The 23,357-nt window shown below is 45.4% G+C and carries 23 protein-coding genes; 12 read left to right on the top strand and 11 right to left on the bottom strand.

Features of this window, described 5'->3' with window-relative positions:
* Positions 1 to 58 precede the first annotated feature (58 nt).
* From ACUM5Y_RS00180 to can, 4 genes are all read left to right on the top strand, one after another.
* The gene (locus tag ACUM5Y_RS00180) at positions 59 to 400 is read left to right on the top strand and encodes a YqcC family protein (RefSeq protein ID WP_445974830.1); all 342 of its coding nucleotides are present in this window, start codon (positions 59 to 61) and stop codon (positions 398 to 400) included.
* A complete protein-coding gene (locus tag ACUM5Y_RS00175) occupies positions 400 to 1,266 on the top strand; it encodes a DUF1853 family protein (RefSeq protein ID WP_445974829.1) in 867 nt (288 codons plus the stop codon). The genes ACUM5Y_RS00180 and ACUM5Y_RS00175 overlap by 1 nt, the downstream gene beginning before the upstream one ends.
* Before the next feature lie 141 nt (positions 1,267 to 1,407).
* The gene (locus tag ACUM5Y_RS00170) at positions 1,408 to 2,247 is read left to right on the top strand and encodes a putative RNA methyltransferase (protein WP_445974828.1); all 840 of its coding nucleotides are present in this window, start codon (positions 1,408 to 1,410) and stop codon (positions 2,245 to 2,247) included.
* Positions 2,248 to 2,259: 12 nt separating this feature from the next.
* On the top strand, positions 2,260 to 2,892 hold the full coding sequence (can, locus tag ACUM5Y_RS00165; protein ID WP_445974827.1) for a carbonate dehydratase: 633 nt from the start codon (positions 2,260 to 2,262) through the stop codon (positions 2,890 to 2,892).
* A gap of 84 nt (positions 2,893 to 2,976) precedes the next feature.
* Here can and ACUM5Y_RS00160 read toward each other — a convergent pair whose 3' ends face one another.
* Together ACUM5Y_RS00160 and ACUM5Y_RS00155 are read right to left on the bottom strand one after the other, a co-directional pair.
* Positions 2,977 to 3,930, bottom strand: coding sequence for a LysR family transcriptional regulator (locus tag ACUM5Y_RS00160; protein ID WP_445974826.1), 954 nt, complete (start codon positions 3,928 to 3,930; stop codon positions 2,977 to 2,979).
* A gap of 147 nt (positions 3,931 to 4,077) precedes the next feature.
* On the bottom strand, positions 4,078 to 5,280 hold the full coding sequence (locus ACUM5Y_RS00155) for an AGE family epimerase/isomerase (RefSeq protein WP_445974825.1): 1,203 nt from the start codon (positions 5,278 to 5,280) through the stop codon (positions 4,078 to 4,080).
* A 127-nt stretch (positions 5,281 to 5,407) separates the two neighbouring features.
* On the opposite strand from ACUM5Y_RS00155, the gene ACUM5Y_RS00150 reads away from it, so the two are divergent.
* Together ACUM5Y_RS00150 and ACUM5Y_RS00145 are read left to right on the top strand one after the other, a co-directional pair.
* The gene (locus ACUM5Y_RS00150) at positions 5,408 to 6,619 is read left to right on the top strand and encodes an ROK family transcriptional regulator (protein WP_445974824.1); all 1,212 of its coding nucleotides are present in this window, start codon (positions 5,408 to 5,410) and stop codon (positions 6,617 to 6,619) included.
* 42 nt (positions 6,620 to 6,661) lie between these two features.
* Positions 6,662 to 8,161, top strand: a complete 1,500-nt coding sequence (locus ACUM5Y_RS00145) for a TyrR/PhhR family helix-turn-helix DNA-binding protein (RefSeq protein WP_445974823.1) — start codon at positions 6,662 to 6,664, stop codon at positions 8,159 to 8,161.
* A gap of 60 nt (positions 8,162 to 8,221) precedes the next feature.
* Here the strand turns inward: ACUM5Y_RS00145 and ACUM5Y_RS00140 are convergent, their stop codons facing one another.
* From ACUM5Y_RS00140 to ACUM5Y_RS00125, 4 genes are all read right to left on the bottom strand, one after another.
* Entirely contained in the window at positions 8,222 to 8,377 is a 156-nt protein-coding gene (locus ACUM5Y_RS00140; protein ID WP_445974822.1) for a hypothetical protein, read from the bottom strand.
* 121 nt (positions 8,378 to 8,498) lie between these two features.
* Complete coding sequence (locus ACUM5Y_RS00135) at positions 8,499 to 9,320, bottom strand: HAD family hydrolase (protein WP_445974821.1); 822 nt, start codon at positions 9,318 to 9,320, stop codon at positions 8,499 to 8,501.
* A 94-nt stretch (positions 9,321 to 9,414) separates the two neighbouring features.
* Entirely contained in the window at positions 9,415 to 9,765 is a 351-nt protein-coding gene (locus ACUM5Y_RS00130; RefSeq protein ID WP_445974820.1) for a HopJ type III effector protein, read from the bottom strand.
* An 18-nt stretch (positions 9,766 to 9,783) separates the two neighbouring features.
* Positions 9,784 to 10,983: a Bcr/CflA family multidrug efflux MFS transporter gene (locus ACUM5Y_RS00125; protein WP_445974819.1), complete on the bottom strand. Its 1,200-nt coding sequence runs from the start codon at positions 10,981 to 10,983 to the stop codon at positions 9,784 to 9,786.
* Between the two features lie 284 nt (positions 10,984 to 11,267).
* Between ACUM5Y_RS00125 and ACUM5Y_RS00120 the strand changes: the two genes are divergently transcribed.
* Positions 11,268 to 13,109 carry an ABC transporter ATP-binding protein gene (locus ACUM5Y_RS00120; protein ID WP_445974818.1) on the top strand — a complete coding sequence of 614 codons (1,842 nt, stop codon included), beginning with the start codon at positions 11,268 to 11,270 and terminating at the stop codon, positions 13,107 to 13,109.
* A 41-nt stretch (positions 13,110 to 13,150) separates the two neighbouring features.
* On the top strand, positions 13,151 to 13,483 hold the full coding sequence (locus ACUM5Y_RS00115) for a DMT family transporter (RefSeq protein ID WP_445974817.1): 333 nt from the start codon (positions 13,151 to 13,153) through the stop codon (positions 13,481 to 13,483).
* A gap of 61 nt (positions 13,484 to 13,544) precedes the next feature.
* Here the strand turns inward: ACUM5Y_RS00115 and ACUM5Y_RS00110 are convergent, their stop codons facing one another.
* The 3 genes from ACUM5Y_RS00110 to ACUM5Y_RS00100 all read right to left on the bottom strand — a co-directional run bounded on the left by ACUM5Y_RS00110 (position 13,545) and on the right by ACUM5Y_RS00100 (position 17,513).
* A complete protein-coding gene (locus ACUM5Y_RS00110) occupies positions 13,545 to 15,302 on the bottom strand; it encodes an alpha-amylase family glycosyl hydrolase (RefSeq protein ID WP_445974816.1) in 1,758 nt (585 codons plus the stop codon).
* 108 nt (positions 15,303 to 15,410) lie between these two features.
* Positions 15,411 to 16,643, bottom strand: coding sequence for a glycosyltransferase family protein (locus tag ACUM5Y_RS00105; protein ID WP_445974815.1), 1,233 nt, complete (start codon positions 16,641 to 16,643; stop codon positions 15,411 to 15,413).
* A 45-nt stretch (positions 16,644 to 16,688) separates the two neighbouring features.
* Entirely contained in the window at positions 16,689 to 17,513 is an 825-nt protein-coding gene (locus ACUM5Y_RS00100) for an HAD-IIB family hydrolase (RefSeq protein WP_445974814.1), read from the bottom strand.
* 132 nt (positions 17,514 to 17,645) lie between these two features.
* On the opposite strand from ACUM5Y_RS00100, the gene ACUM5Y_RS00095 reads away from it, so the two are divergent.
* A complete protein-coding gene (locus tag ACUM5Y_RS00095; protein ID WP_445974813.1) occupies positions 17,646 to 18,536 on the top strand; it encodes a DMT family transporter in 891 nt (296 codons plus the stop codon).
* Between the two features lie 132 nt (positions 18,537 to 18,668).
* Here ACUM5Y_RS00095 and ACUM5Y_RS00090 read toward each other — a convergent pair whose 3' ends face one another.
* Positions 18,669 to 19,106 (bottom strand): DUF3010 family protein, encoded by a 438-nt coding sequence (locus tag ACUM5Y_RS00090; RefSeq protein ID WP_445974812.1) that lies wholly within the window; start codon positions 19,104 to 19,106, stop codon positions 18,669 to 18,671.
* A gap of 292 nt (positions 19,107 to 19,398) precedes the next feature.
* On the opposite strand from ACUM5Y_RS00090, the gene ACUM5Y_RS00085 reads away from it, so the two are divergent.
* Positions 19,399 to 20,631 carry a pyridoxal-phosphate-dependent aminotransferase family protein gene (locus ACUM5Y_RS00085; RefSeq protein WP_445974811.1) on the top strand — a complete coding sequence of 411 codons (1,233 nt, stop codon included), beginning with the start codon at positions 19,399 to 19,401 and terminating at the stop codon, positions 20,629 to 20,631.
* Positions 20,632 to 20,694: 63 nt separating this feature from the next.
* Here the strand turns inward: ACUM5Y_RS00085 and yddG are convergent, their stop codons facing one another.
* On the bottom strand, positions 20,695 to 21,585 hold the full coding sequence (gene yddG / locus ACUM5Y_RS00080; RefSeq protein WP_445974810.1) for an aromatic amino acid exporter YddG: 891 nt from the start codon (positions 21,583 to 21,585) through the stop codon (positions 20,695 to 20,697).
* Positions 21,586 to 21,838: 253 nt separating this feature from the next.
* On the opposite strand from yddG, the gene ACUM5Y_RS00075 reads away from it, so the two are divergent.
* Both ACUM5Y_RS00075 and ACUM5Y_RS00070 read left to right on the top strand, forming a co-directional pair.
* Entirely contained in the window at positions 21,839 to 22,831 is a 993-nt protein-coding gene (locus ACUM5Y_RS00075; protein ID WP_445974809.1) for a Bug family tripartite tricarboxylate transporter substrate binding protein, read from the top strand.
* 85 nt (positions 22,832 to 22,916) lie between these two features.
* Entirely contained in the window at positions 22,917 to 23,357 is a 441-nt protein-coding gene (locus ACUM5Y_RS00070; RefSeq protein ID WP_445974808.1) for a tripartite tricarboxylate transporter TctB family protein, read from the top strand.

Here is a 23,357-nt window from a genome sequence, read left to right as displayed (position 1 = left end):
AGGGGCCATCATTAGTAAAAGTTGACCTATATTACCGTTTTCTAAAGGAGAAATCAGGTTGTCAGAGGGTTTTTCGAAACAGCCAAACTTGCAGGCTTTGCTTCAAGAGCTTGAAACTTGCATGGAACAATGTGGTGAATGGTCGACAGGCCAACCAAGCGCACAAGCCATGATGAGCACAGAACCTTTTTGTATCGACACCATGAGTTTTGCCCAGTGGTTAAGATACGTGATGATTGCAAGGTTTAACGCGTTACTCGATAGTGGTGAACCGTTACCGACTCGCTGTCATGTTGCTCCCATGGCGGAAGAAGCTTTTAAACATAAGTCTCCCCTTGAGGTGAGTCGGCTGGTGGCTTGTTTGGAAGCAATTGATGTCTATTTGAGTGAACTTAAGTGATGATCACTGGGTTACAGCACCCTTATGTTAAGGATTTGGCCTGGCTGATTGTAGGCCATTACATAGAGCAAGACTGTGATCTCGCCAAATATTGGCATCATGATGTTGAGGCTAGATTACAAGCCCTTGAAGATGACCCAGCGCCCCTAATTGAAGCGATTAACGCTTGTAAATCGCATTTTCTGGGCAGCTATTTTGAAACTCTGTTTTCATTTGCCATTGAACACCTTTCATCCCTTTGTATTGTTAAAGAGCACTTTCAAGTTCAACAAGCGGGTAAAACCCTTGGCGAAGTGGATGCTTTGCTAAGAGATCCGCAAGGGCGACTTTTGCAGTTTGAAATCGCGGTTAAATTTTATTTGCAGCGACCAGACCTTGCTCCCCATGATTGGATTGGCCCTAATAAGCAAGACAGCCTAGCGAAGAAGGTTACCCGAGCACGACAGCATCAGCTGACGCTGTTAAAAAGCCCAGCAGGGCGACAAGCTGCTGATCTTATTCTGGGCTCTGAAAACGAGCCGATAGCAAACAAGCTGTTAATTTTTGGGCGATTGTTTTTCGATTTAAATCTTGCCAAAAATTGGCAAGAGAGACTCACCGAAAACCCTATACAGCAAGAACGTTGTGGCTGGTTAAGGTTAGATAATTTAGCCTTGTTAGAGGAACGCTATGAGTACGCTAAACTGATGACGAAACCCCACTGGCTGGCGTTACCTGAACTGACTCAAGGCTTTGCTGTGTCTGAATTATCGAACTTACTGGGGGATAAATTTCGGCATGATGATCGGCCTATTAACCTATGTTGTTGGAGCGAAAAAACAAATCCAACCCCCGCAAATATCTTTGTTGTGCCAAATGATTGGTAACCTTTAAAAACCTATGTGGTAAGCTTTGTTAAATAAATTGTAAACATTGTTGAATTGTTTTTTTAGTTATTTGATTTGGCTTGTTTATCCCCTGTGGTGTCAATAAAATAACACCAATCCCCTACCTTAATTAGGAACACTGTGTCTAAGCTGGAAAATTTATCCTGTCCGATGGATGCCTCACGTCTTGAGCTTAAGCAAGCGAGCCTTGTTTGTGCCCATGGACACACTTTTGATCTGGCCAAGACTGGCTATGTGAACTTACTTCCCGTTCAGAATAAGCGCTCTAAAGATCCGGGCGACAGCAAAGAAATGGTTGCGGCACGGCAAACCTTTTTGAATCAGCAACATTATTTTCCAATCGTTAAAGAGATTGTTGCCAGTGCACCAGCCGGCTTTTTCCAGCAAGAGACTGTGCGACTTTTGGATGCCGGTTGTGGGGAAGGCTACTACTTACATCAGTTAGGCTTGTTGCTGGCTGAACAGGGCAATTCGATTGAGAGAATCGGTTTAGATATTTCTAAATGGGCGATTATGGCCGCCAGCAAAAGGGATAAAGAGGTGAGTTGGTTGGTGGGCAGTAATGCCGCTTTGCCTATGCCAGAAGCCCGTGTTGATGCCGTATTATGCCTTTTTGGCTTCCCTGTCTTCTCTGAGTTTTCACGTGTTTTGGCAGAGGGCGGATACTTGCTCCTCGTGGAATCAGGCGAAGATCACCTTATTGAGTTAAGAAAAATTCTCTACCCTGCCATCCATGACTATAAAGCCACTTATAGTGATGGTGTGTCAGGTTTTGAGTGTCTTGGAGAGCACAAATTAAATTACAACTTTGATTTAACCTCTCAACTGGCCATTCAGCAATTATTGAGTATGACTCCTCACATTCATAAAGCTTCTTATGAAGGTCGTGAGGCCGTTAAGGCATTAGAGTCCATAAGTGTCACCGCGGACATAAAACTTCGCTGGTATCGTAAAAATTAGAAGGAAGGCAGAATGTCGAATAGCTTAAGTAATCTTTTCACGAAAAACCGAGAGTGGGCTGCCAAGGTCAATGCGGAAGATCCTGAGTTTTTCTCCACGCTTTCAAAGCAGCAGAAACCTGAATACCTTTGGATAGGCTGTGCAGATAGCCGTGTTCCAGCTAACCAAATTGTTGATCTATTGCCAGGAGAAGTGTTTGTACACCGCAATATTGCCAACGTGGTCGTGCATACCGATTTAAACTGTCTATCTGTGATTCAGTTCGCAGTAGATGTTTTGAAGGTAAAACACATCATGGTAGTGGGGCATTATGGTTGTGGCGGTATCAAGGCGGCGATGGGCACAGAAGAGCATGGCATGATAGACAATTGGCTACGTCACATTAAAGATGTGTATCGTTTACACAAAGAAGAAGTGGATGGAATCACGGATGATTGCGAACGCTTTGATCGCATGTGTGAATTAAACGTAATTGAGCAAGTTGCTCATGTCTGCCAAAGCAGTATTGTACAAAATGCGTGGAAAACGGGTCAGGAACTGCATGTACATGGCTGGTGCTACAGTATCGATAATGGCCATATTAAAGATTTGGAAATGACCGTATCGAATGCTGAGGAAGCAAAAGTACGTTTAGAAAATCTTTAAGTAACCTATAAATAAGCCACTCAGTGTGGTTTCGTAAAATACCCCCAAGGTTGTGGTCTTGGGGGTATTTTTTTGTCGGTTACTTTATAAATTATTACTTTCGGCAATGGCTTTTGAACAACCTGCAATGGTTGAGCGCAGCCAAATATGTCCAGGGTCATGCTGCAGCAAAGGGCTCCAGAGCATTTTTAATTCAATCGGTGGCACTTCAAATGGTGTGGGCAGGACGACCACTTTATCGTTGCCTTCCATGAGTCGCGTGGCCAAAGAAGGTAGCGTCGCAATGAGTCCAAGCTGTTCTGTAGCACGCATGGCCACATTGTAGTTACGAGTAAATAAGCGAATGTTTCGTTTAAAACCCAGATCGGCCAATGTGCCGTCAACCCAACCAAGTTTCTGCACTTCTTCCGGTTGTATGCCAACCCCAACACCAAACCCTGTTTTACTCACCCATACATGGGAAGATGAAAGATAATTGGTGAGGTTAAAGTTCTTTGCCAGATCAGAATCCGCTGGCACAAGACAAGAGAAATGGTCGACCCAAACAGACTTTTGGTGGAAAGACTGAGGCAGTGTGTCAAAACGGTTAATAACCAGATCGACCTTGCCTTTTTCGACGTCATGGAAACTTACATCACTTGGGTTCATAACGTCTAAAATAACGTTTGGCGCTTCGCTTTGTAGCTTTTTCATAAGAGGAGGAATCAGCGTAGCTTCCGCGTAATCACTGGCCATGATGCGAAACACTCGGGAACTTGATTCAGCCTCAAAGCTTTGTCCTAGATGCAATACTTCGTCGACGGATTGTAAAATGTTTTCCACTCTTGGCTGCAGCTGAATGGCTAGAGCGGTTGGCATCATGCCATCACTGGTTCGCACTAGGAGCGGGTCGTGGAATAGGTCACGTAAACGTCGTAGACCATTACTCATGGCGGGTTGGGTAATGCCCAGTTGATTAGCAGCGTGGGTAACATTTTGTTCGCGAAGTAGAGAGTCTAAATAGCGCAGTAAGTTAAGGTCTATTTTATCTAGTTGCATATAAGATGGGGCCAGAATTCAAATCGTAGTGGCTAATCATACTGCATTTTGTAAATTAAGAGTATATGTATGGCAAATGGGCGGTCTTGGGTTAGAGGAGGCCGCCCATTTTTAGGTGATGTTAGCTTTGTAGTATGGGACAAGCCATTAGGCTGGTTTCATGCCTTGAAGGCGTAATTGCTCAATGACTTCATAACAGGCCCCCATAGTATGGTAATCGGTTTTTCCCGCCGGACTTTTGCAGTCATCGTAAGCTTGGTTGTCTTGGGTGAGAATGCGAAACCAAGCCCCGTATTGATGGTCTATCATATGCTGCCAGCTGTATTCCCAAAGTTGGTTGTAATACTGCCAATACGCTTCTTTGTTGGTGACTAAAGCAAGCATGGCGGCCGCCGCGAAAGACTCCGCTTGAACCCAGAAGTACTTATCACCATCGCAAATATTGCCTTCTGGGTCATAGCCATAACATAAGCCTTTATGCTCAGTGTCCCAAGCCTTTTGCCAGGCGGTATTAAAAAGTGCTTCTGCTTTGGGGATGAGCCAATCTTGCGGGCTTCTTTGGTGCAGCAAGATCAGCAATTTGGCCCACTCGATTTGATGGCCAGGTTGAAACCCCCAGGGGCGAAACAAATGTTTTGGGTCATCTTTGTTGTATTGCCAATCAACCTGCCAATCTTGGCTATAGTGCTCCCAAATTTCACCACCGGCCAAGTCTGCTTGGCGTTGGCATATATTTTTCGCAAGTAGCTCGGCACGTTCTAGATAACGCTGATCTTGGGTGGCATCGTAAGCGGCCATGAGGGCTTCGCAACTGTGCATGTTGGCGTTTTGGCCTCGATAGGAAGAGGGGGTCTGCCAATCGGCGGATATTTCATCTTGGTACAAACCAAACTCAGGCTGCCAAAAATGCTTTTCCATTAATTCAAATGTTTCGTTGATCCAAGGTTTGGCTTCACTAACGCCTGCTTTATAAGCGCTCGCATAGGCTAACAGTACGAAGGCTAAACCATAGCAGTGGTTGGTTTCGTCAAGGTTAGAGTCGCCCTCGAGTAGCCAAACATAGCCGCCATTTTCTCGACGATGTCGATTTCTAAGGTAATCCACACCATGTCGAGTCGCTGCCAAATACTCTTCTTTGCCTTCTGCCATATAAGCCTTGGCATAATTAAAAACAAAGCGGGTACTGCTGACTAAATGACGGGTTTCCCTGTCATAGATTTGCCCATCGTCTTTAAAGAACTGGAAGTAGCCGCCTTGTTCATCAATACAATGGGGGTGATAAAACGCCATGGTGTCTTGAATGTGTTGCTTAAGAAAAGCAGCGGATTGAAAGTCTGGGCTCGCCTGCATGGTGATCGTCCTTTGTGGTCAGTTATTTTAATTATGGCGTTAGGATAGCCCTTGCTGCTTTAATAAATCAACTAGATTTATTAATTATATTGGTTAGACTGCTAGCCAATAGAAAAGGTAGCTAAGTATGAAAGTGTCAGGCAGTACCGCCGAGCAGGGGCGCATTTACAATGAACGTATTATTCTGCAACTGGTGAGGCAGAATCCGCATATCTCTCGGGTCAAACTGGCAGAGCTGACGGGGTTAAGCAGCCAAACCATTTCGGTGATCACCTCATCTTTATTAAAGCGTCAGCTTTTAGAAGTCACGGGCAAAGTGAAAGGCCGTCGTGGCCAGCCCTCTATAAAATTGAGCATTAATGCACAAGGGGCTTATAGCTTAGGCATTAATATAGATAGAGATCACATTAGTGCTGCACTGCTGGATTTCACAGGACACTGCGTGCTGTTACGAGAAAAGCTGGTGTCTTTCCCTACAGAAGAAGTCGCAAAAAACATTGCCCAAGAACTCTTGGCTGAGGTGAAGCAAACACTTGGTGAAGATTGGTGCAAAGTACAGGGCATAGGCCTCACTCGCCCCGGCTTTATGGACGCTTGGTTGGAAACCCTGGTAACAGATGCCGCCCAGCGCAACCAACTCAATGACTTAAAATTGGCACTGAGTTACTGGCAATCTAATGCCTTTGAGTTATGGCTAGAAGAGACATCTGGGGTCGCTTGTTATTGTGAAAACGACGCAACGGCAGCGGCCACCAGTGAAGTTCTATTATCCGCCAACACCCATAGAAAGCATCTATTTTATATTTTTGTCAGTACCGCCTGTGGCGGCAGCTTTGTTGCGGATGGTGAATGCTATTTAGGAGCTCATGGGCAAGCGGGTCGCTTTGGCATGATTGCCACAGCCACGGGCAAGCATGGCAAATGGACGCTAGAAGCTTTATCGTTATCTTCCTTGCGACGTTACTTTGAACATCAGCAAACACTTTGGCCACACCGAGAAGATGGCTGGGGCGACGCTGAGTTGCAACCTGTCATTAAGCAGTGGTCCCAAGAAGTGATCGCAGAAATTAAGCCAGCTTTACTCGCGGTCTTAGCGCTATACGATCCAGCGGATATCATTTTGGCTGGGCGTTTGCCTGCTGAGGTGAATAGAAGCTTGATGGACCAAATGCAAAGCTTGTTTAATGATCAGACTTTGCTCGTTGCACCAGAGATTAGCGCCGCGCAAGCTGGTTACTCTGCAGGAGTAATGGGGGCGGCAATCTTGCCTTTGTATGAGGTATTTTCACCCCAAAGGGATTTACTTCTGTTAAGTTCAAAACCCGGCCTAGGCGAATAAATAGATTAGGGTGAGAGCGCCCGAGGAGAGTAATACGTGGCCATGAGGCTTGAAATTCAGTGTGAAGATCGTATCGGCATGATACGCGAAGTATTGGATTTATTTACCCCTTATCAAATTGATGTGCGACTCATCGAAGTGGATACCCTGCGTCGTTGTATTTACTGCGGCTTTAGTGACATAGCTTTTTCTAAGATTCAAAAACTGCTGGCCGAAATCCGCAAACTTGACGATGTGGAAGATGTGAAAACAGTTGCCTTCACCCCATCGGAACGGGAAACAAACACCTTGTATATGTTGCTGGAAGCCTTGCCAGACGGGGTGATTTCCGTGGACTTAAAAGGTGTGATCACCATGGCAACCGAGCTTGCCGCAGAAGACTTACAGACCAGTGTTGCAGGCTTATTGCACCAGCCGCTACAGCAATTTATTAAAGGGGTGAATTTTGCCAAGATACCATGGCAGAGTATGCCAGCAGGTCTAAGCAAGCGTATTAAAATTCGCAGCAAAACGCTCTTGTTAGAAATGAAACCAATCTGGGTGCAGGGTGACGATGGCAGCCAAACCCCAGCGGGCAGTGTCATACACCTGAAATCTGAGGCGCGATTACAACGACAAACGCAAAGTTTAAAGAACGCCCCCAAGCCCATTAATGGCTTGGATAAATACCATCGTGAGTCCGTGTTACAAAGCTCGGCCATGGCAGGGCTTGTTTCTCAGGCTAAATCCTTAGCGGACCTTACCATGCCGCTGTTGTTCGTTGGCCAAGTGGGAACCGGTAAGCGGGATTTCATTCAGGCGCTATTTCAGTTCTGGTATGACAATCAACTAGAGCGAGACTGTCAGATTGTGATGAAATCTGCCGAGGATATAGACCTTGCAGATATTCAAGCACTGGATTCTTTCTGTGGCTGGTGGGTGATAGAACATATTGAACGCCTCAAAGAAGAGGTTCAATTCGCCTTATTAAGTTGGCTCGCCAAACAAACCGATGAATTAACCAGCTTACGATCCAGTGCCCGTTTAGTATCTTTATCTTCCTTGACTCAAGAGCAATTGATTGACCATGCAACGCTCAATAAATCACTCTATTTCGAGTTATCTACCTTGGTGTTAACAATGCCAGAGCTTGCTCGTCGACGAGAGGATTTCGCTGGGCTTTTAGAGCAGACTCTAGAGGACATTTGTGGTCGTTATAATCTTGCCTTACCGAGTATCTCAAAAGGAGCTTTGGCAAAACTCTCCTTGTACCCTTGGCCGGGTAACTTGAAAGAATTGCACAGTGTTTGTTTGCAAACCCTATTGGCGAATCCCAATAAAGAGTGGCAGGCAGAAGATCTAGGCTTAGCGTCCGACAACACGAGTTTAGAGGTGGTGTTACAGGAAGGTTCCCTTGATAAAACCGTGAAAGCCTTTGAGGCCAAGTTACTAAGGCAGCTGTATCCTCAATATCCAAGCACCAGACGGCTAGCAAAAGCCGTAGGGCTTAGCCACAGTGCGGTAGCGAATAAACTCAATGAATATAATATTGCGTTAAAATGATGGGCTAGAAACAACAAAGCAGACTGCTAAGTCTGCTTTGAGTTTTAAGATTAGTAAGTATTAATAATCTTGTGGATGGCGCTTGTTACGAGTCGGCTGCTTTTTGATCTTGATGGGTTGCAGCTTAGTTTTTGGCTGAGAAATCTGTGTGTATAGACCTGCCGCTAAGAAAGCCATTAGTGCACATACAGCCGCAAAAAGTAAAAATTCAAACATGGCGTTTCTCCATTTGGTTGTTCTTATGATTCTAGAATGACCTATTCTGACCCTGTCGTAAAGCCCAATATGTTGTCTTATTGTTAATAATGAGGCGAATTTCTAAGAATTCAACCCATGCTTAGAGGTCATATCTCTGTCTTAAGAAGCGTGCGACGCCATCTTCATCGTGATGTCCTATTACTTTGTCCGCACTTGCTTTTACCTCTGGGTTGCCATTATCTGTGGCAAAACATTCATCTGCCATGGCGAACATGGACAAATCATTATCTCCATCACCAAAGACCGTAAGGTGAGTGGCACCTAGCTCTGCCTTGAGTTCCATAAGAGCAGAACCCTTGCAGGCATTGCTATGGTGGATATCGAGCCAATAAGCATCTGGATTATAAATACCACCGCCAGAGTAAGCGGTTAGGTGCTCATGGTCCTGACTGTCATTCACAATGTTTTGCACATGCTCAGGGCGACCCATGGCGCTAATGTTGGTGATCCTTGCCTGTGCTGACATGGCTTCAAGAGGATGCAGGCTCATTTTATCGTGGTTGCCTAACTCGTTGGCAATGTGGTCACACAGTTGGCCTTGTAAAGGCGCGTGATAAACCCGCTGTAAGCCATCTTCCTCTAGGCAGAAAATGAATGGCGTGACCTTATGCTCCTCAAAAGATTGCAGCATATTGGTAATGTGCTCGAGTTGCAGTAGGTTTTTGTAACGGTAACTTTGTTGGCTTGGGTCCCACCACTCAACGCCGTTTTTGAAGATTTGTACGTTAGGGAACTCATGGCCAATTAGGCAAGGCTTGGCAGCTAAATGGGTACGTCCTGTTGCGACGGTATAATAAATACCTGCGGCTTCCATACGTCGTAGAGTTTCTAGGGTGTACTCGGATAAGCGCTGCTGACGGTTAAGCAGGGTGCCATCTAAATCAAATGCCACTAATTCCATATAAACCTCTGGGCTGAGTCGTAAGGGGCATTAAACCCTTTTTATTGGGTTTAATGCCAATGCCAAATCATGCTCGTTTGGCGAGCAATGTTCGTTAAGCTTTAAGGGTAAGTGGGCTTGTGGTAAAGCTCACACCTTGCCAGCCATGAATCATAAATTGGCGAATGTTTTGGTGGTCTTGTGCTTCAGGGTGTTGCAGAACATCAACTCGATAGTAGTCCCCGAACAGCTGTAAGCTTTGTTCTGGCGTAAGTTGATTCAGCTTAGCGAAAGCTAAGATTTTGCAAGAGCCGTTATTTTCGTTGGCTTGATTTTGCTGCTCACCGTTTGTAAAAGCACTGGGAGTGAAATCGTAGTCACGATCAATAACCTCAATGACGCTTTTAAATTCAACTTGTTCTGGAGTGGATTGAACAAGGTCAATGAGGCTTTGCGTATTTAACATTTGGGCTCCTAAAAATGATTAGAGATTGTTTGCGCTTTGCTTGGCGCTGTAATTGACAACAAACTTATAGCAAGTGAAGGATAAAATACCACAAATGGCCATGGTCGCCACCATAGGTACGAAGGTGCCATTATGCAATACACTGATGATGACACCGCTTAGTGCGCCTGCACCAAAGCGAGAGGCACCTGCTAGGGCGGTCACACTGCCATTGTTATTGCCGGCGTTTTTCAGCGCTCCTGCCATGAGGCCACTGCCTAAAATTCCTATGCTGCCCATAAAGGCCATGCCACTAAGAATAATAAAGATAAAGGGTGGCTGCTCCATAAAGCTAATAATGACCATGGCAATCGCAGCACAGAAAACCACATGAGCGGCGTATTTAGTGAGGGTGGCGCTGCCTAGTCGTTCAACACAACGGTTATTAATGGTGGAGGCAATCATGATGCAAATAACATTTAGGCCAAATAAGAAGCCAAACTGCGCAGGAGGCACATGATAAAGTTCGATATAAACAAAAGACGATCCGGTGATAAAACACATCATGCCAGCAAAGTGGAAAGCACCAGCGGCAATATAGCCAGTGACAGACGGGTTCTTTAACAGCACCTTGTAATTATGTAAGGCACTTGCAAATGATAAAGTGGTGCGTTTTTCAACGGGGAGTGTTTCCGGAATAGTGATCAGGAAAAGCACCATGGCGATCGCTGCCAAAACCGCTAATAGAGCGAAAATATAATGCCAATCCAGTAGCGTTAAAATCGCCCCACCAATGATGGGGGCCGCCAAAGGCGCTAAGGCCATGACCAGCATGACCATGGACATGGCTTTAACAAATTGATCCGCAGACAAACCATCTTTTACCAACGCTGGCACACATACCGCTACGGCGGCACCACCAATGGCTTGAATAGCCCGACCTATCATCAGCACTTCGTAGCTTTGAGAAAGGCTACATACAATGCTGCCGACCATGAATAAGCACAAGCCGGTCACCACGACCTTGCGACGACCTAAGGCATCCGAAATGGGGCCAAAGACAATCTGTAATGAAGCAAAGACCACCAAATACATACTCAAGGTCATTTGAATGAGGCTGACATCTGTCCCCATGTAACGAGCGATAGTGGGTAAACTAGGTAGGTAAGCATCAATGGCGAAGGGAGTTAATCCTGCCAATAATCCCAACACTAAAACAATGGGCAAAGTTAGCTTCATTCCGTAAAAGACCTTTGAATTTAGGATGACAAGAGACGCCATCACAGGGCTGTTGGTTATAAGCTCATAATTATAATGTTTTATCGCTTAAAAAACTGGATTGAATAATGAAAACAGTAAGATAATTGATCGATCTGTGTTAGCTCTAGGTGATAGTTAAGCTGGTTTTACAGGGGCTAACATGTTTCAATTTCGCCTCAAAATTAGGATTCGGTCATCTTGGCGTGCAAACAGCTGCCTAACCATTCATTGACTGGCTAATGACCAAAGAAAAAAGGAAAGGTATGTTAAAGTTTTTTGAGAAGTGGGTGGGCGCTTATCCAGATCTAGAGACCTCTCAACCACCGACGGGGTTAGTGGCATTTTGTCGTTATTATTCTCGCGGTGTCGAAGTGCCATTGGTCTTAATGTCGATGCTTACCGCCTTGATTGCCATTCTAGAAGTGACCTTATTCAGCTTTATGGGGCAGCTTGTTGATTGGCTGATTACCAAGAATCCAGATACCTTTTTTGCGGAAGAAGGTGGTCATTTGTTGCTAATGTCTTTGATGATATTGGTCGCAATGCCGCTGATTTCCTTGTTGCACTCAGCCATTGTGCATCAAACCTTATTGGGCAACTACCCCATGCGTATTCGCTGGTGGGCCCACCATGCCATTTTGCGTCAGAGCATGTCGTTTTTTCAGGACGAATTTGCCGGACGTATTTCCACCAAAATCATGCAAACCTCTCTCGCTGTGCGGGAAACTGTGATGAAACTTTTGGATGTATTGGTGTACATCGGAGTGTATTTCATTTCTATGCTGGTGCTGATCGCCAATGCGGATTACCGCTTAATGCTGCCATTAGTAGGTTGGTTGGTCTGTTATGTGCTGTTGCAGCTCTATTTTGTTCCTAAGCTAAAACGTGTTTCCAGCGAACAAGCGGATGCTCGTTCAAACATGACAGGGCGAGTGGTAGACAGCTACAGCAATATTTCGACGGTGAAGCTGTTTTCCCACAATCATCGTGAAGCCGACTATGCCAAAGAAGGCATGGATGGCTTTTTGAAAACTGTCTACAAGCAAATGCGTTTAGTGACTTGGCTGAATGTGGGGGTACAATCCAGTAACTACCTAGTGACCTTTGTTATTGCAGCCTTGTCGATTTGGTTGTGGACCGACAGTGTTATTAGTGTTGGGGCGATTGCCATTGCTGTGAGTCTTGCTCTACGTTTGAACGGTATGTCCCAATGGATCATGTGGGAAGTCAGTGCCTTGTTTGAAAACATAGGTATGGTGGCGGACGGTATGAAAACTTTGTCCAAGCCTGTGGAAATTCAAGACAAAGCCAATGCGAAAGATTTAGTTATTGAGCAAGGGGCGATTGATTATCAACAGGTGTTTTTCCACTATGGCAAAGAAGACGCTAAGGTCATTGAAAACCTGAGTTTATCAATCAAAGCGGGTGAAAAGGTCGGTTTGGTGGGGCGCTCTGGAGCAGGCAAGTCAACCATAGTGAACTTGCTCATGCGTTTTCACGATGTGGAGTCCGGCAGCATTTGCATTGACGGGCAAGATATCAGTGAAGTGCGTCAGGACTCCTTACGTGCTGGCATAGGTATGGTGACTCAAGATACCTCTTTGCTACATCGTACTGTGAGAGAAAACTTATTATACGGTCGCCCCGATGCCAGTGACGAAGAAATGATCGCCGCCACGAAAAAAGCTGAAGCCCATGATTTCATTCTGACCCTGACCGACCCATTCGGTAACACGGGTTACGATGCTATGGTTGGGGAACGTGGCATTAAACTTTCTGGTGGTCAGCGACAGCGTATTGCTATTGCTCGTGTGCTGCTAAAAGACGCACCTTTATTGGTTTTAGATGAGGCAACGTCTGCTCTAGATTCAGAAGTAGAAGCGGCGATTCAAGCCAGCTTATACCGGTTAATGGAAGGTAAAACCGTGATCGCTATCGCTCACCGCTTGTCCACTATTGCCGCCATGGATCGTTTGATTGTATTGGACAAAGGCCATGTGGTAGAACAGGGGAGTCATGATCAATTAATTCAGCAAGAAGGTATTTATGCCAAGCTTTGGGCCCACCAAACAGGCGGTTTCTTAGGGGAAGATCTGGATTCTTAATGCCATTTAAGGCTGGAGTCTGAAGCAAGGAGAAGGCGTAAATGATCACTTATGTATTGTTGTTTTTAGCAGTTGTGGCTGAAGTAATCGCTACTTCGGCCTTGAAAGCCTCGGACTCTTTTACTCGTATTGGGCCTGTGATCATTCTGGTGCTGGGGTATGGTATTTCTTTTTACCTGCTTAGTATCGTCATGCAATCTATGCCCACAGGAGTGACTTACGCCATTTGGTCAGGCTTAGGGGTGGTGCTGATTTCTTTGTTTGCTTATTTCTTTAACGGTGAAAAATTGGATATGGCGGCCTGTTTAGGCTTGTTCTTTATCGTTTTAGGGGTTGCTATTATTAATATTTTCTCTAAAACCGTTAGCCACTAATGGAGCAAAAAAAAGGCCCGTCCACTTTGAAGTGGACGGGCCTTTTTTATATCACTGACTCTTAGCTGTTCTTGAGTCGGCCACGCTTGTTAGACAACCAGATGAACTGATAAGGCATCAGGGTGATTTTCGCCAAGTGATCTTCGTATACCTGCTCTGTAATCAAATCTACCCAATCGTCGGTAGCAATTAAGTTCAGCTCAGATAAATTAAAGCTCTTCGGTTGATCCGTCATATTGTATACCGCAAACAGGCTCTGTCTTCTGTCTAGGCTTTGTCGCCAGAAAGAGAATAGGTCTTCACCCATGTGCAACACGTATTGGGTTGCGTTCGGGTGGAAGGCCGGTTGCGCGCGGCGTATTTGCGTTAAACGGGTAACATTCTCAAAGACTTTTTGGTGATGGGTCGGAGTATTAAGAACATGATTCAAGTCCTCCATATCCCAAATATGACGGTTAATGGAACGGAACTGACCGGTATTATTGACCCGATCAATGTCGTTCTCTGTGCCAAATAAGCTATGAATGTAGAACGCGGGAACCCCTTCTAGCGCCATCATGACCCCTGCGGCACATAAGAAACGTGCCAGTTGCCATTGGTCTGGCCCTTGATGCACAGAACCCGCTAGGGCATTCCATAAGCTGATATTGATCTCATAAGGTTTGGCCTCGCCATCTGGAGTGGTGCGAGAGCTGATCTTGCCACCAAAGCGTTTCATGGTGCTAATCAGGGTTTCTAGTTCCCACTCAGACAACAAGCCTTCGGTTGGGCGTAAGCCAATGCCATCGTGAGAAGCCACAAAGTTAAGGTAGGTGGTACCTTGCTGTGCCGGAGGCATGCTCATTAGCCATTGTTTCAAGTGGCTGCTGTTACCTGTCACCAAGCTGTTAATCAACAAAGGTGGCAAGGAGAAGTTATAAATCAAGTGTGCTTCGTTAGCATTACCAAAATACGTTAAGTTCTCTTGGTTAGGAATGTTGGTTTCGGTAATGATGACGGAATCGGGCGCATAGTGCTCAATCATCAATCTGAGCAAACGTATCATCTCATGGGTTTGCGGCAAGTTGATGCAATTGGTGCCGGGGATTTTCCATAAGAAAGCCACCGCATCCAAACGGAACCAACGAATGCCTTTTTCTAGGTATAAGCGGATAATGCGCAGGAATTCGAGCAATACTTCAGGGTTTTCAAAATTAAGGTCTACCTGATCATGGCTAAAGGTACACCAGACATATTTTTCGCCATTTTTAGTTTGTACTTCCCTGAGCAATGGTGAGGTTCTAGGGCGCACCACGGCACTTAAATCCATAGACGGGTCAGCTTCATAGAAGAAGGATGCCCCAGGATCAACTCCAGCTTTATAGTTCTCAAACCACATACTTCGGCTAGAACAATGGTTGATCACCAAATCCCCCATGACCTTAACCTGCTGAGAGAGTTGGGTGACATGGTCCCAATTACCACAGGAAGGGTTCACCGTGGTGTAATCCATGACACTAAAGCCGTCGTCAGAGCTGTAAGGAAAGAAAGGCAACAAATGAACCGCAGAAATGCTGGCAGAAAGCTTCTTTTTAACAAACTTTGTTAGGGTTTCCAGCGGTGCTTCACTTTCGCTACGTAAGGTGTCGGCATAGGTAATCAGCATGATGTCCGACTGATCCCAAATGTTACGATGGGGGCGTGGCGGTTCTGTTGCTGGGTCTAGGTGAAACGTTTCAAGGCAGGTACGAGCAAGCGAATTAGCATCGAGCTTAGGGTATAGGGTTTGAAGGTGAGCGACGAGCCGTTGCTCTAGGTGAGAGGGAGTTGTGTTATCCATATGACCTGCCTATCTATCAAAATGTGGAAAAACGAAGCCCGCTTGAGGCTCCGTTTCGAGGTATGAACCAAGCTATTTCTAATGCTTCATAGAAACAGCTGTGGGGCGTTAGTCTTTTGCTGGTCCAAACTCAGCCATATCAAGCTCTACCGCTTTGGCTAATTGTTCCATGACGCCAGGGAAGGCACTTTGTACTCGGTTCCAGCTTGGAATGAAGGGTGCTTCCATGGGTTTGTCTAAATATTGGTTACCGGCTTTCATGATGTTGCCAGCAAACAGCTCAACCGCTTGCTCTTCACTGTGCACATCCAGTTTCAAACCATTAATTTCCGCATCATTTCGATACACCTCGATGAAATCAAGGGCAACACGGTAGTAGGTTGCTTTTACTGTACGGAAGGTTTCTTGGTTGAAAATAATGCCATTGGTGGCCAGCTTTCTGAAAATGGCTTTCGTAATGTCGATGGACATTTTGGATAGACCACCATCATCATTGTCAGCCGACAAGTCTTGGTGCTTGTGATCATACACATCAGCAATATCTACCTGACACAAACGGTTGGTAGAGTAGTTGCGGTGCATTTCACTGAGTACGCCTATTTCTAGGCCCCAATCACTTGGAATACGAATGTCTGTCATTACATCTCGACGGAAGGAAAACTCTCCGGCAAGTGGGTAGTGATAGCTATCAAGGTAATCTAAGTAATCTAGGTTGCCAAATACTTTTTTCAGTGAGTACAGCAATGGCGTCACCAATAGGCGGCTAACACGGCCATTCATTTTGCCATTTGCCGTACGGGCATAGTAGCCTTTAGCAAATTCGTAGTTGAATTTCGGGTTGGCTACAGGGTAAATCAGGCGAGCCAATAATTCTCTGTCATAGGTAACAATGTCACAGTCGTGCATGGCGATAGATTCTGCTTCCCCTGCTGCTAGGTTGTAACCCATACAGAACCAAACGTTACGGCCTTTACCAGGGTTAGAAGGGGATAAATGCTCACCCTTTAGAACACCGTCAATCTCTCTTAAGCGAGGGCCGTCGTTCCATAGCACACGGTGCTTTTGCGGTAACACGCTAAAAAATTCTAGAGCATGGCGGTATTGCTCCTCAGTGGCTCTGTCTAGGCCAATGATGATCTCACTAAGGTAAGGCACTTCTTTTAAATGCTTGAGGATGTTCGGCATGGCATCCGTTTCAAGCTCTGAATATAAACAGGGTAAAATAAGAGACATGGGGCGAGATTTTGAGAATTCGCACAGCTCTTTTTCCATATCTTCTAAGGGGCGGTTAGCCAAATTATGAAAGGTAGTGATGATGCCGTTTTGATGAAAGTCACCCATAGTATTTGTCCTAATTTTAAATGTAATGCTAAAAGTTTGAAATTCTTACGCCACAATGCCCTGTTTGATGAGAATGCTATCAATGGCTTCAGTCCAGCCTGCAGGACCGTATGCGTTGGTTAGATAGGTATCCAAGCGGTTCTCAATTACAGGGGGCTCATGGGCAGGGGAGCGAATCACCACAGGGAAGTCCGCTTTACTGATCATGCCAATATCGTTTTCTCCATCGCCAAGGGCGACCGTTGCAATCTCGCCATCCCCTTGGTTGAGGTAAAGTTCTTTTAACCACAGCATGGCATTGGCTTTATCGCATTTATCTCCCATCAGGTGGGCGAAGCGTCCCCCTCTTTGAATTTGTATGTGCGCGTCTTGCAGCCTTTCTCTTAAATCGTCCAGCGCACTGTCGGAATCTTGCCATAACATAGGTTCAGTAAATTCTCGCTGCATTGCCAATTTGGCATCGTCTTCCTCAAGACCTGTGATCTCCATTAGGTCGTGATGACTCATGTCACTAAAAGGCGTGAAGTGATAAATGTCTTTTTGCTGTTTGCTTAGTTGCACTAGGGTACTGCGTTTCGGGCCAAAGGCTTTTACCCAAAAATCTCCGCTATCTTCTAGTTGTTCTGTCAATTTAAGATTGAGGTGTTTCGGTATGTATACTGCAGAACCATTTTCCACTATGAAGGGGTCGTTATGATTTAAAGCTTGGCGGAGGGATAAAAGTTCTGCGAAGGTTTTGCTGGTATTCAGTACACAAGGAATAGAAAAGGTTTTAAGAGCTTGTAGTGCCGGCAGGGCAGGTTGGAAACTGTAAGTGTGATGGTCAAGTAAAGTTCCATCAAGATCAGTAAAAATAATCAAAGGTGTCATAAATAAGTCCATTATCAGGTGTGTCTCTCCACACTAATTAAGTTAAAACTTGCAAATCCAGTGCCAGTCATTAAAGTGAACGATCATTCAAGAACGATACACTGATTAATACTAGAGGCTGTTTTAAACAAAATGATGACAAAAGAGATCCGCTTATTTTTCTATATAGCCTTAGCGTTAATTGCTTTTGCTGGTAATTCCATCTTGTGCCGTCTGGCTTTGGCGGAAGGTCTGATTGATCCCGCCAGCTTTACGCTGCTTCGCTTGGTGAGTGGCGCTTTTACTCTGCTGTTGTTGTGCTTATTTAAGTTGGCAAAAAGCTCGAATGGCGGGGTGAAAAACGTTTGGCAACAAGGGAGCTGGTGGTCTGCTCTGGCACTGTTTCTATACGCTCTAGGGTTTTCTTACGCCTATGTGTCATTGGGTACAGGTCTTGGCGCCTTGATACTTTTTGGTGCCGTTCAGCTCACATTAATTTTATTGGCCATTCGTGCCGGCCAGAGGTTGGCAGGCCTTGAGTGGTTAGGTTTAGCCGTGGCATTTTTAAGTTTTGTTTATTTGATATTGCCAAGCTTGCAAGGTGAGAGCGCAACCGCTATGCCTTTATTGGCCGTTGGTTTGATGGTGATGGCGGGGATCGCTTGGGGGGCTTACACCTGGTTGGGTAAAAAGTCGACCAGTCCACTTTTTGTGACCACCTCAAACTTTATTAGAACCCTACCTATGATATTGATTTTTATTGTCTTTATCGGTTTTGAAATGTCGGTATCATCCCTCGGCGCAATCTGGGCAATACTGTCTGGTGCAGTGATGTCTGGACTGGGTTACGCTCTATGGTATGCCTTGCTACCGCAAATCACTACGACCCTAGCTGCAGTACTGCAATTACTTGTGCCAGTGATTGCCACCATTGGCGGTGTGGTTTTTGCCAGTGAAGCGGTAACTATGCATTTGATTTTGGCAAGCGCAGGGGTATTGGGTGGGGTGTTAATGGTGATTTTAAGTAAGCGTAAAGCGGCTTAGTTGTGCATTATAATAGTGCATGAATTTTCTTCTGCGCCATTTTGGTGGTTTGTTGTGTGCTAAAATGGCAATTTTTTATCGGGGAAAACAAAGCAACACTTTCTTAGTCTCTAAGAAAGTGTTTGATGGCCATTAAACTTGTTCTGTATCTTCGGCTAAGGCTACATAAGCAACGGTAAAAGCACCTTCTTGAAAAGCTTTTAGACCTGTTGCTTTGAAAGGAATGGGCATTGGGTTGTTCTGCAGAATGTCTTTAATGCGAGCACTGTTAAAAAGCTCTACCTGAACACCTTCAATCAACTGGATAGCGGCTTCTATTTTAAAGCCAACAGAACTTCCAGCAAATTTACCCTTCGTTAGGCGTTCACGAATGACCACTTTCTCGACTTTATAGTCTTCAAAAAGTTTCTTCATCAGTTGGTAAAACTTACGCATGTTCGCGCTGTCATTAGCGTTGCTTAGGGCGTGGCGAATTTGGCGACAATCTGTGATTTGAAACAGACCATCTTGTTTACTGAGTAGGCAAAGAATGGCTTCGCTACCTTTTATCTCTATGCCGCATGTGATCATGGCGTTTTCCTAATTAAATAATGATGGGCATTATTGCATATCTGGCTCCATTAGGCAGAGTAAAAAAGACTGCTTGTGTTGATGATGGTGCGTTAGATCTAGGGTAAAAAATCTAACTTCTAGTGTTATCCACTGTTTTGTTTGAATACTCTATTTTTTAAGAAAGAATATTGTATTATTGCAGAATATTATTTTGTAAAAATGCTGTTTTCGATATTTTTCACTGCTGCTAGTGAGATTTTTGTAGATGCCATTCCTTGTAATCCGTTAAATATATTAGGCTGTAAAGATTATGACTGCTTCGTCGCCAATGGGCATTCCTCGCCCCCAGGTGAAAACACTCGATGAAATTCTTCCACACGAACCGTTATTAATGATGGGCGCAGGTCCGGTTCCTATCCCTGAGCGGGTGGCCAAAGCCAACTCTGTGGTGATCAACCATTTGGGTGGGGTGATGGCGCAAGTTATCGACCAAGTAAAAGCCATGGCCCGTTATGTTTTTCAGACTGAATCGAAATGGGTGCTCGGGGTGGCAGGACCAGCCTCGGCCGCAATGGAAATGGCTGTGTCAAATCTAATGCAGCCTGGCGAGTCTATTCTTTGTATTAATAATGGCTTTTTTAGTCACAGAATGGCGGAAATGGCCACCAGAGTGGGTGCAGATGTCCATGAACTTCATGTACCTGTACATCAAGCAGTAGACCCTGAGAGAGTACGTCGCGCGATAGAAGAGAGCAAACCAAAAGTACTCACTCTTGTGCAGGGGGAAACTTCCAATACCGTGTTTAACCACTCTTTAGAAGAGATTGCTCGAATTGCTAAGTCTTATGGTTGCTTAGTGGTTGTCGATGCTGTGTGTACGCTAAGTACTATGCCTCTAAAGATGGATGAATGGCAGGTGGATGTGGTGATTACTGGTGGACAAAAGGGCCTGTCTTCTATCCCCGGGGTGTCGTTATTGGTGTTTTCAAACGAAGCTTGGGCCTGTGTAAAGAACCGTACTGTGCCCACTGCCCAATGGTGTTTTGACGCACAATTGGCGGAAAATTTCTGGCATAAGGATGGTTACCACTACACGGCTCCAGTATCCGGCATCATGGCTTTGCATGAGGCTTTAAAACTTGTCTGTGATGAAACCCTAGAGCAGCGTTTTGCCCGTCATTTACGTTGTTCAAAAGCTCTGCAAGCTGGCATTGAGGCCATGGGCCTAAATTTGTTTGTTGAACCTTCTTCAAGGCTAAACTCTGTGGTGGGAATTAGCATTCCCGAGGGTCTAACCTCGGTACAAATTTGCCGTCACATTTCCGATGTTTATCGGGTTGAAATAGCAGGCTCTTTTGGGCAGCCGATTATCCGCATCGGGCAAATGGGTGAGCAATGTCGTGAGCATAACCTGTTCCGTACGCTTCATGCTTTAGGCAGCACCATGCGCGACTTGGGGGTTAAGGTAGATCAACCTAACGGCATGGCTGAAATGGAGGCTTATTTACAACAGGTACCAAGGCAATTGGTCAATGTGGCTTAACAAATGATGTAAAGCGTCCTGTCCTAGTCGGCTTGGCTAAAATGAAATCCCCATGGGCAAAGCCTATGGGGATTTTTTTGTGGGCATAACACTGGCAAAGAGTGCTCCAAGTGTAATAAAGGCACAGGCAATAAACTGAGCTTGAGTGAGGGGCGCATCGGTAAAGAGCACAAGCCAAGCGGTAGATAAGGCTGGCGTGGTGTAAGATAGCACCCCGAGTAAGGATAAATTGCCGCGCTTTACACCGTAATCCCAGCAGAAAAAGGCAATGCCCACCGGGCCAAGGCCAAGTGCGAAAATAGCCAGCCATGTGCTGGTTGAGAACTGATAGTTCTGCTCTTCCAAGGCAAGATGAGAAAGGCCAGCTAGGAACGCGGTAATAAGGCAATACCAAAGCACACCACTCGAAGGTACGGACTGGTAACGACGATTGAAAACAGAATAGCTTGACCAGATCAAGGCACATGCGATGGCAGCACCATAACCTGTCCAATCATGGTTTGGGTTACTCTCAGTAAGGCTTCCAGAGTCTTTGGCAAACAACATGATGCCCGTGCCTGCAAAAGCCACCAGTGCTCCCACCAAATGAGGCCAAAGCAATCGGTTGTTAGGGCCTAATCCCGCCATTAAGACAATCAGTAACGGCCATAAGTAGGCAATTAATCCTGCTTCTACCGCAGGTGCATGGCTAAACGCGTAAAAATAGAAAAAGTGATAAGCAAAAAAGGCCGAGCCACAAATTAGCATGGCGCTGACTGGGGTTTTCTGCCAAGCCTGCTTAACTTCTCCTTTGATTAAATACACCAATAAAAAGAGGCCGCTCGCTATGGCAAAAGTCAAGGTGAGTAAGAGTAAAGGCGGCACTTGGTTGGCTTGTGTGGTGAAGAGCGCCAATATGCTCCACAGTAAAATGGCAATGCTGCCAATCCCGGTGGCAATAGGTGAATTCGGCATTAGATGTCTCGATTTGTCATGTTGAAGAGGAGGGTAGAGTAACGGAATACTGCCATGGTCGAGTAGGCAAAAATCGTTAATTTTATCGGCAAAAATGATGATTTTGAAATTTTGATGACAATAAAATAACGCGATGACAGGCTAGTGACAGGTTTGCAGGGTAATGTCTTGGGCATCAAATCACAGTTAGGGAACTAACTGCGTGCTTTGAGTAAGCAAATAAAACAACAAAAATAACAAGCAGGAGATCATAATGCTTAATTCCTTATCCTTAAAGTCTGTTCTAATTTCTGGCGCTGCAGCCCTAACGATTGCAGGCCAAGCCTATGCTTTTGAACCCGCTCGTTCCGCTGAATGTATTGCCCCTGCTAACCCAGGCGGTGGTTGGGATTTTACCTGTCGTAGTGTTGGTAAAGTCTTGGTAGACCAAGATTACATCAAAGGTAACGTGAAAACGGTTAACATGAGTGGTGCTGGTGGTGGTGTTGCCTTTGCTCACACAGTAAGTAAGCGTCAAAAAGATGCCAACTTGATTGTTGCGGCCAGTACAGCAACCACAACTCGTCTAGCTCAAGGCCAATTCCCTGGCATGAATGCCGACCAAGTTAAGTGGGTAGGTACCTTGGGCGCCGATTACGGTGTCATCGCCGTTGGTAAAGACTCAAAATACACCTCTTTGAAACAAATGATGGACGATCTACGTGAAGATCCAGGTTCTGTTAAGTTCTCTGGTGGTAGTGGCTCAGGTGGTTGGGATCATCTTAAAGTCTTGATCACAGCGCAAAAAGCCAATGTTTCAAACCTTCCAAAAATTCGTTACCTAGCCTTCAGTGGTGGTGGTGAAGCTTTGGTACAAGTAGTCGGTGGTCACGTTGATGCCTTCACGGGTGATGTATCTGAAGTGAAAGGTTTTATGGACTCTGGTGATCTACGTGTATTAGCAGTGCTATCTGAAGAGCGTTTGCCAGCACCATTTGACCAAATTCCTACTGCTATGGAGCAAGGTATTGATTCCGTTGCACCAAACTGGCGTGGATTCTACGTACCGGGTAATGCTGAAGAAGCCTCTTACGATTGGTGGGTAGATGCGATGAACGGTCTGTACAAGACACAAGAATGGAAAGACATCATGGCGAAAAACGGCCTAATGCCATTCCATAAGTCTGGTGAAGAATTTACACAATTTGTAAAAGCTCAGACCCGCGACATCCAAGTACTATCTAAAGACATCGGTCTGATCAAATAACTCCCAGCCGATCTTTTTGGGAGGAACCTAGTTCCTCCCTTTTTTAACGAATCCCCTTTTGAATTAACAAACTCGGAGCAATGACATGCGTATTAACGATCGTGTGTTTGGCTTGCTGATGCTTTTGCTGGCCATGGCGTATGGCTGGGAAGCAACGCAATTCCCCATTCCATTTGGTGGACACGAAAGTGTTGGCCCAGAAACTTTTCCTATCATGCTGGCTATCTTGTTAGGCATCAGCTCGGTTTACATGATAGTGCGACCAGACCCAGATGAGCCTTGGGCTCCGATTCCAATGTTAATCGAATTGAGTGTCGTTGCCTTGTCTATTATGGCCTTTGCTTGGGCAATTGAACCCCTTGGTTTCTTATTGTCAGCCGCTTTAGTGGTTAGCTTCTTAAGCTGGCGTATGGGCTCAAGTATTGCGAAGAGCTTGATCACAGGCGTGACCAGCGCAGTGATTATCTTCTTCCTATTTGATTACGTGCTTGAACTGGCACTTCCTCTAGGTCTATTGGAGTTTTAA

The organism is Marinomonas dokdonensis, assembly GCF_052747885.1.
Note: the sequence above shows the minus strand (reverse complement) of the source record. Positions and strands in the feature narration are given on the sequence as shown.

Bases quoted from the DNA above. Each gene is read 5' to 3' on its own strand.
- ACUM5Y_RS00175 (WP_445974829.1), top strand. From the start codon at position 400: ATGATCACTGGGTTACAGCACCCTTATGTTAAGGATTTGGCCTGGCTG.
- ACUM5Y_RS00145 (WP_445974823.1), top strand. From the start codon at position 6,662: ATGAGGCTTGAAATTCAGTGTGAAGATCGTATCGGCATGATACGCGAA.
- ACUM5Y_RS00125 (WP_445974819.1), bottom strand. From the start codon at position 10,983: ATGAAGCTAACTTTGCCCATTGTTTTAGTGTTGGGATTATTGGCAGGA.
- ACUM5Y_RS00115 (WP_445974817.1), top strand. From the start codon at position 13,151: ATGATCACTTATGTATTGTTGTTTTTAGCAGTTGTGGCTGAAGTAATC.
- ACUM5Y_RS00075 (WP_445974809.1), top strand. From the start codon at position 21,839: ATGCTTAATTCCTTATCCTTAAAGTCTGTTCTAATTTCTGGCGCTGCA.
- ACUM5Y_RS00095 (WP_445974813.1), top strand. From the start codon at position 17,646: ATGATGACAAAAGAGATCCGCTTATTTTTCTATATAGCCTTAGCGTTA.
- ACUM5Y_RS00150 (WP_445974824.1), top strand. From the start codon at position 5,408: ATGAAAGTGTCAGGCAGTACCGCCGAGCAGGGGCGCATTTACAATGAA.
- ACUM5Y_RS00110 (WP_445974816.1), bottom strand. From the start codon at position 15,302: ATGGATAACACAACTCCCTCTCACCTAGAGCAACGGCTCGTCGCTCAC.
- ACUM5Y_RS00100 (WP_445974814.1), bottom strand. From the start codon at position 17,513: ATGACACCTTTGATTATTTTTACTGATCTTGATGGAACTTTACTTGAC.
- ACUM5Y_RS00120 (WP_445974818.1), top strand. From the start codon at position 11,268: ATGTTAAAGTTTTTTGAGAAGTGGGTGGGCGCTTATCCAGATCTAGAG.
- ACUM5Y_RS00105 (WP_445974815.1), bottom strand. From the start codon at position 16,643: ATGGGTGACTTTCATCAAAACGGCATCATCACTACCTTTCATAATTTG.
- ACUM5Y_RS00090 (WP_445974812.1), bottom strand. From the start codon at position 19,106: ATGATCACATGCGGCATAGAGATAAAAGGTAGCGAAGCCATTCTTTGC.
- ACUM5Y_RS00130 (WP_445974820.1), bottom strand. From the start codon at position 9,765: ATGTTAAATACGCAAAGCCTCATTGACCTTGTTCAATCCACTCCAGAA.
- ACUM5Y_RS00155 (WP_445974825.1), bottom strand. From the start codon at position 5,280: ATGCAGGCGAGCCCAGACTTTCAATCCGCTGCTTTTCTTAAGCAACAC.
- ACUM5Y_RS00085 (WP_445974811.1), top strand. From the start codon at position 19,399: ATGACTGCTTCGTCGCCAATGGGCATTCCTCGCCCCCAGGTGAAAACA.
- ACUM5Y_RS00070 (WP_445974808.1), top strand. From the start codon at position 22,917: ATGCGTATTAACGATCGTGTGTTTGGCTTGCTGATGCTTTTGCTGGCC.
- ACUM5Y_RS00140 (WP_445974822.1), bottom strand. From the start codon at position 8,377: ATGTTTGAATTTTTACTTTTTGCGGCTGTATGTGCACTAATGGCTTTC.
- ACUM5Y_RS00135 (WP_445974821.1), bottom strand. From the start codon at position 9,320: ATGGAATTAGTGGCATTTGATTTAGATGGCACCCTGCTTAACCGTCAG.
- can (WP_445974827.1), top strand. From the start codon at position 2,260: ATGTCGAATAGCTTAAGTAATCTTTTCACGAAAAACCGAGAGTGGGCT.
- ACUM5Y_RS00160 (WP_445974826.1), bottom strand. From the start codon at position 3,930: ATGCAACTAGATAAAATAGACCTTAACTTACTGCGCTATTTAGACTCT.
- yddG (WP_445974810.1), bottom strand. From the start codon at position 21,585: ATGCCGAATTCACCTATTGCCACCGGGATTGGCAGCATTGCCATTTTA.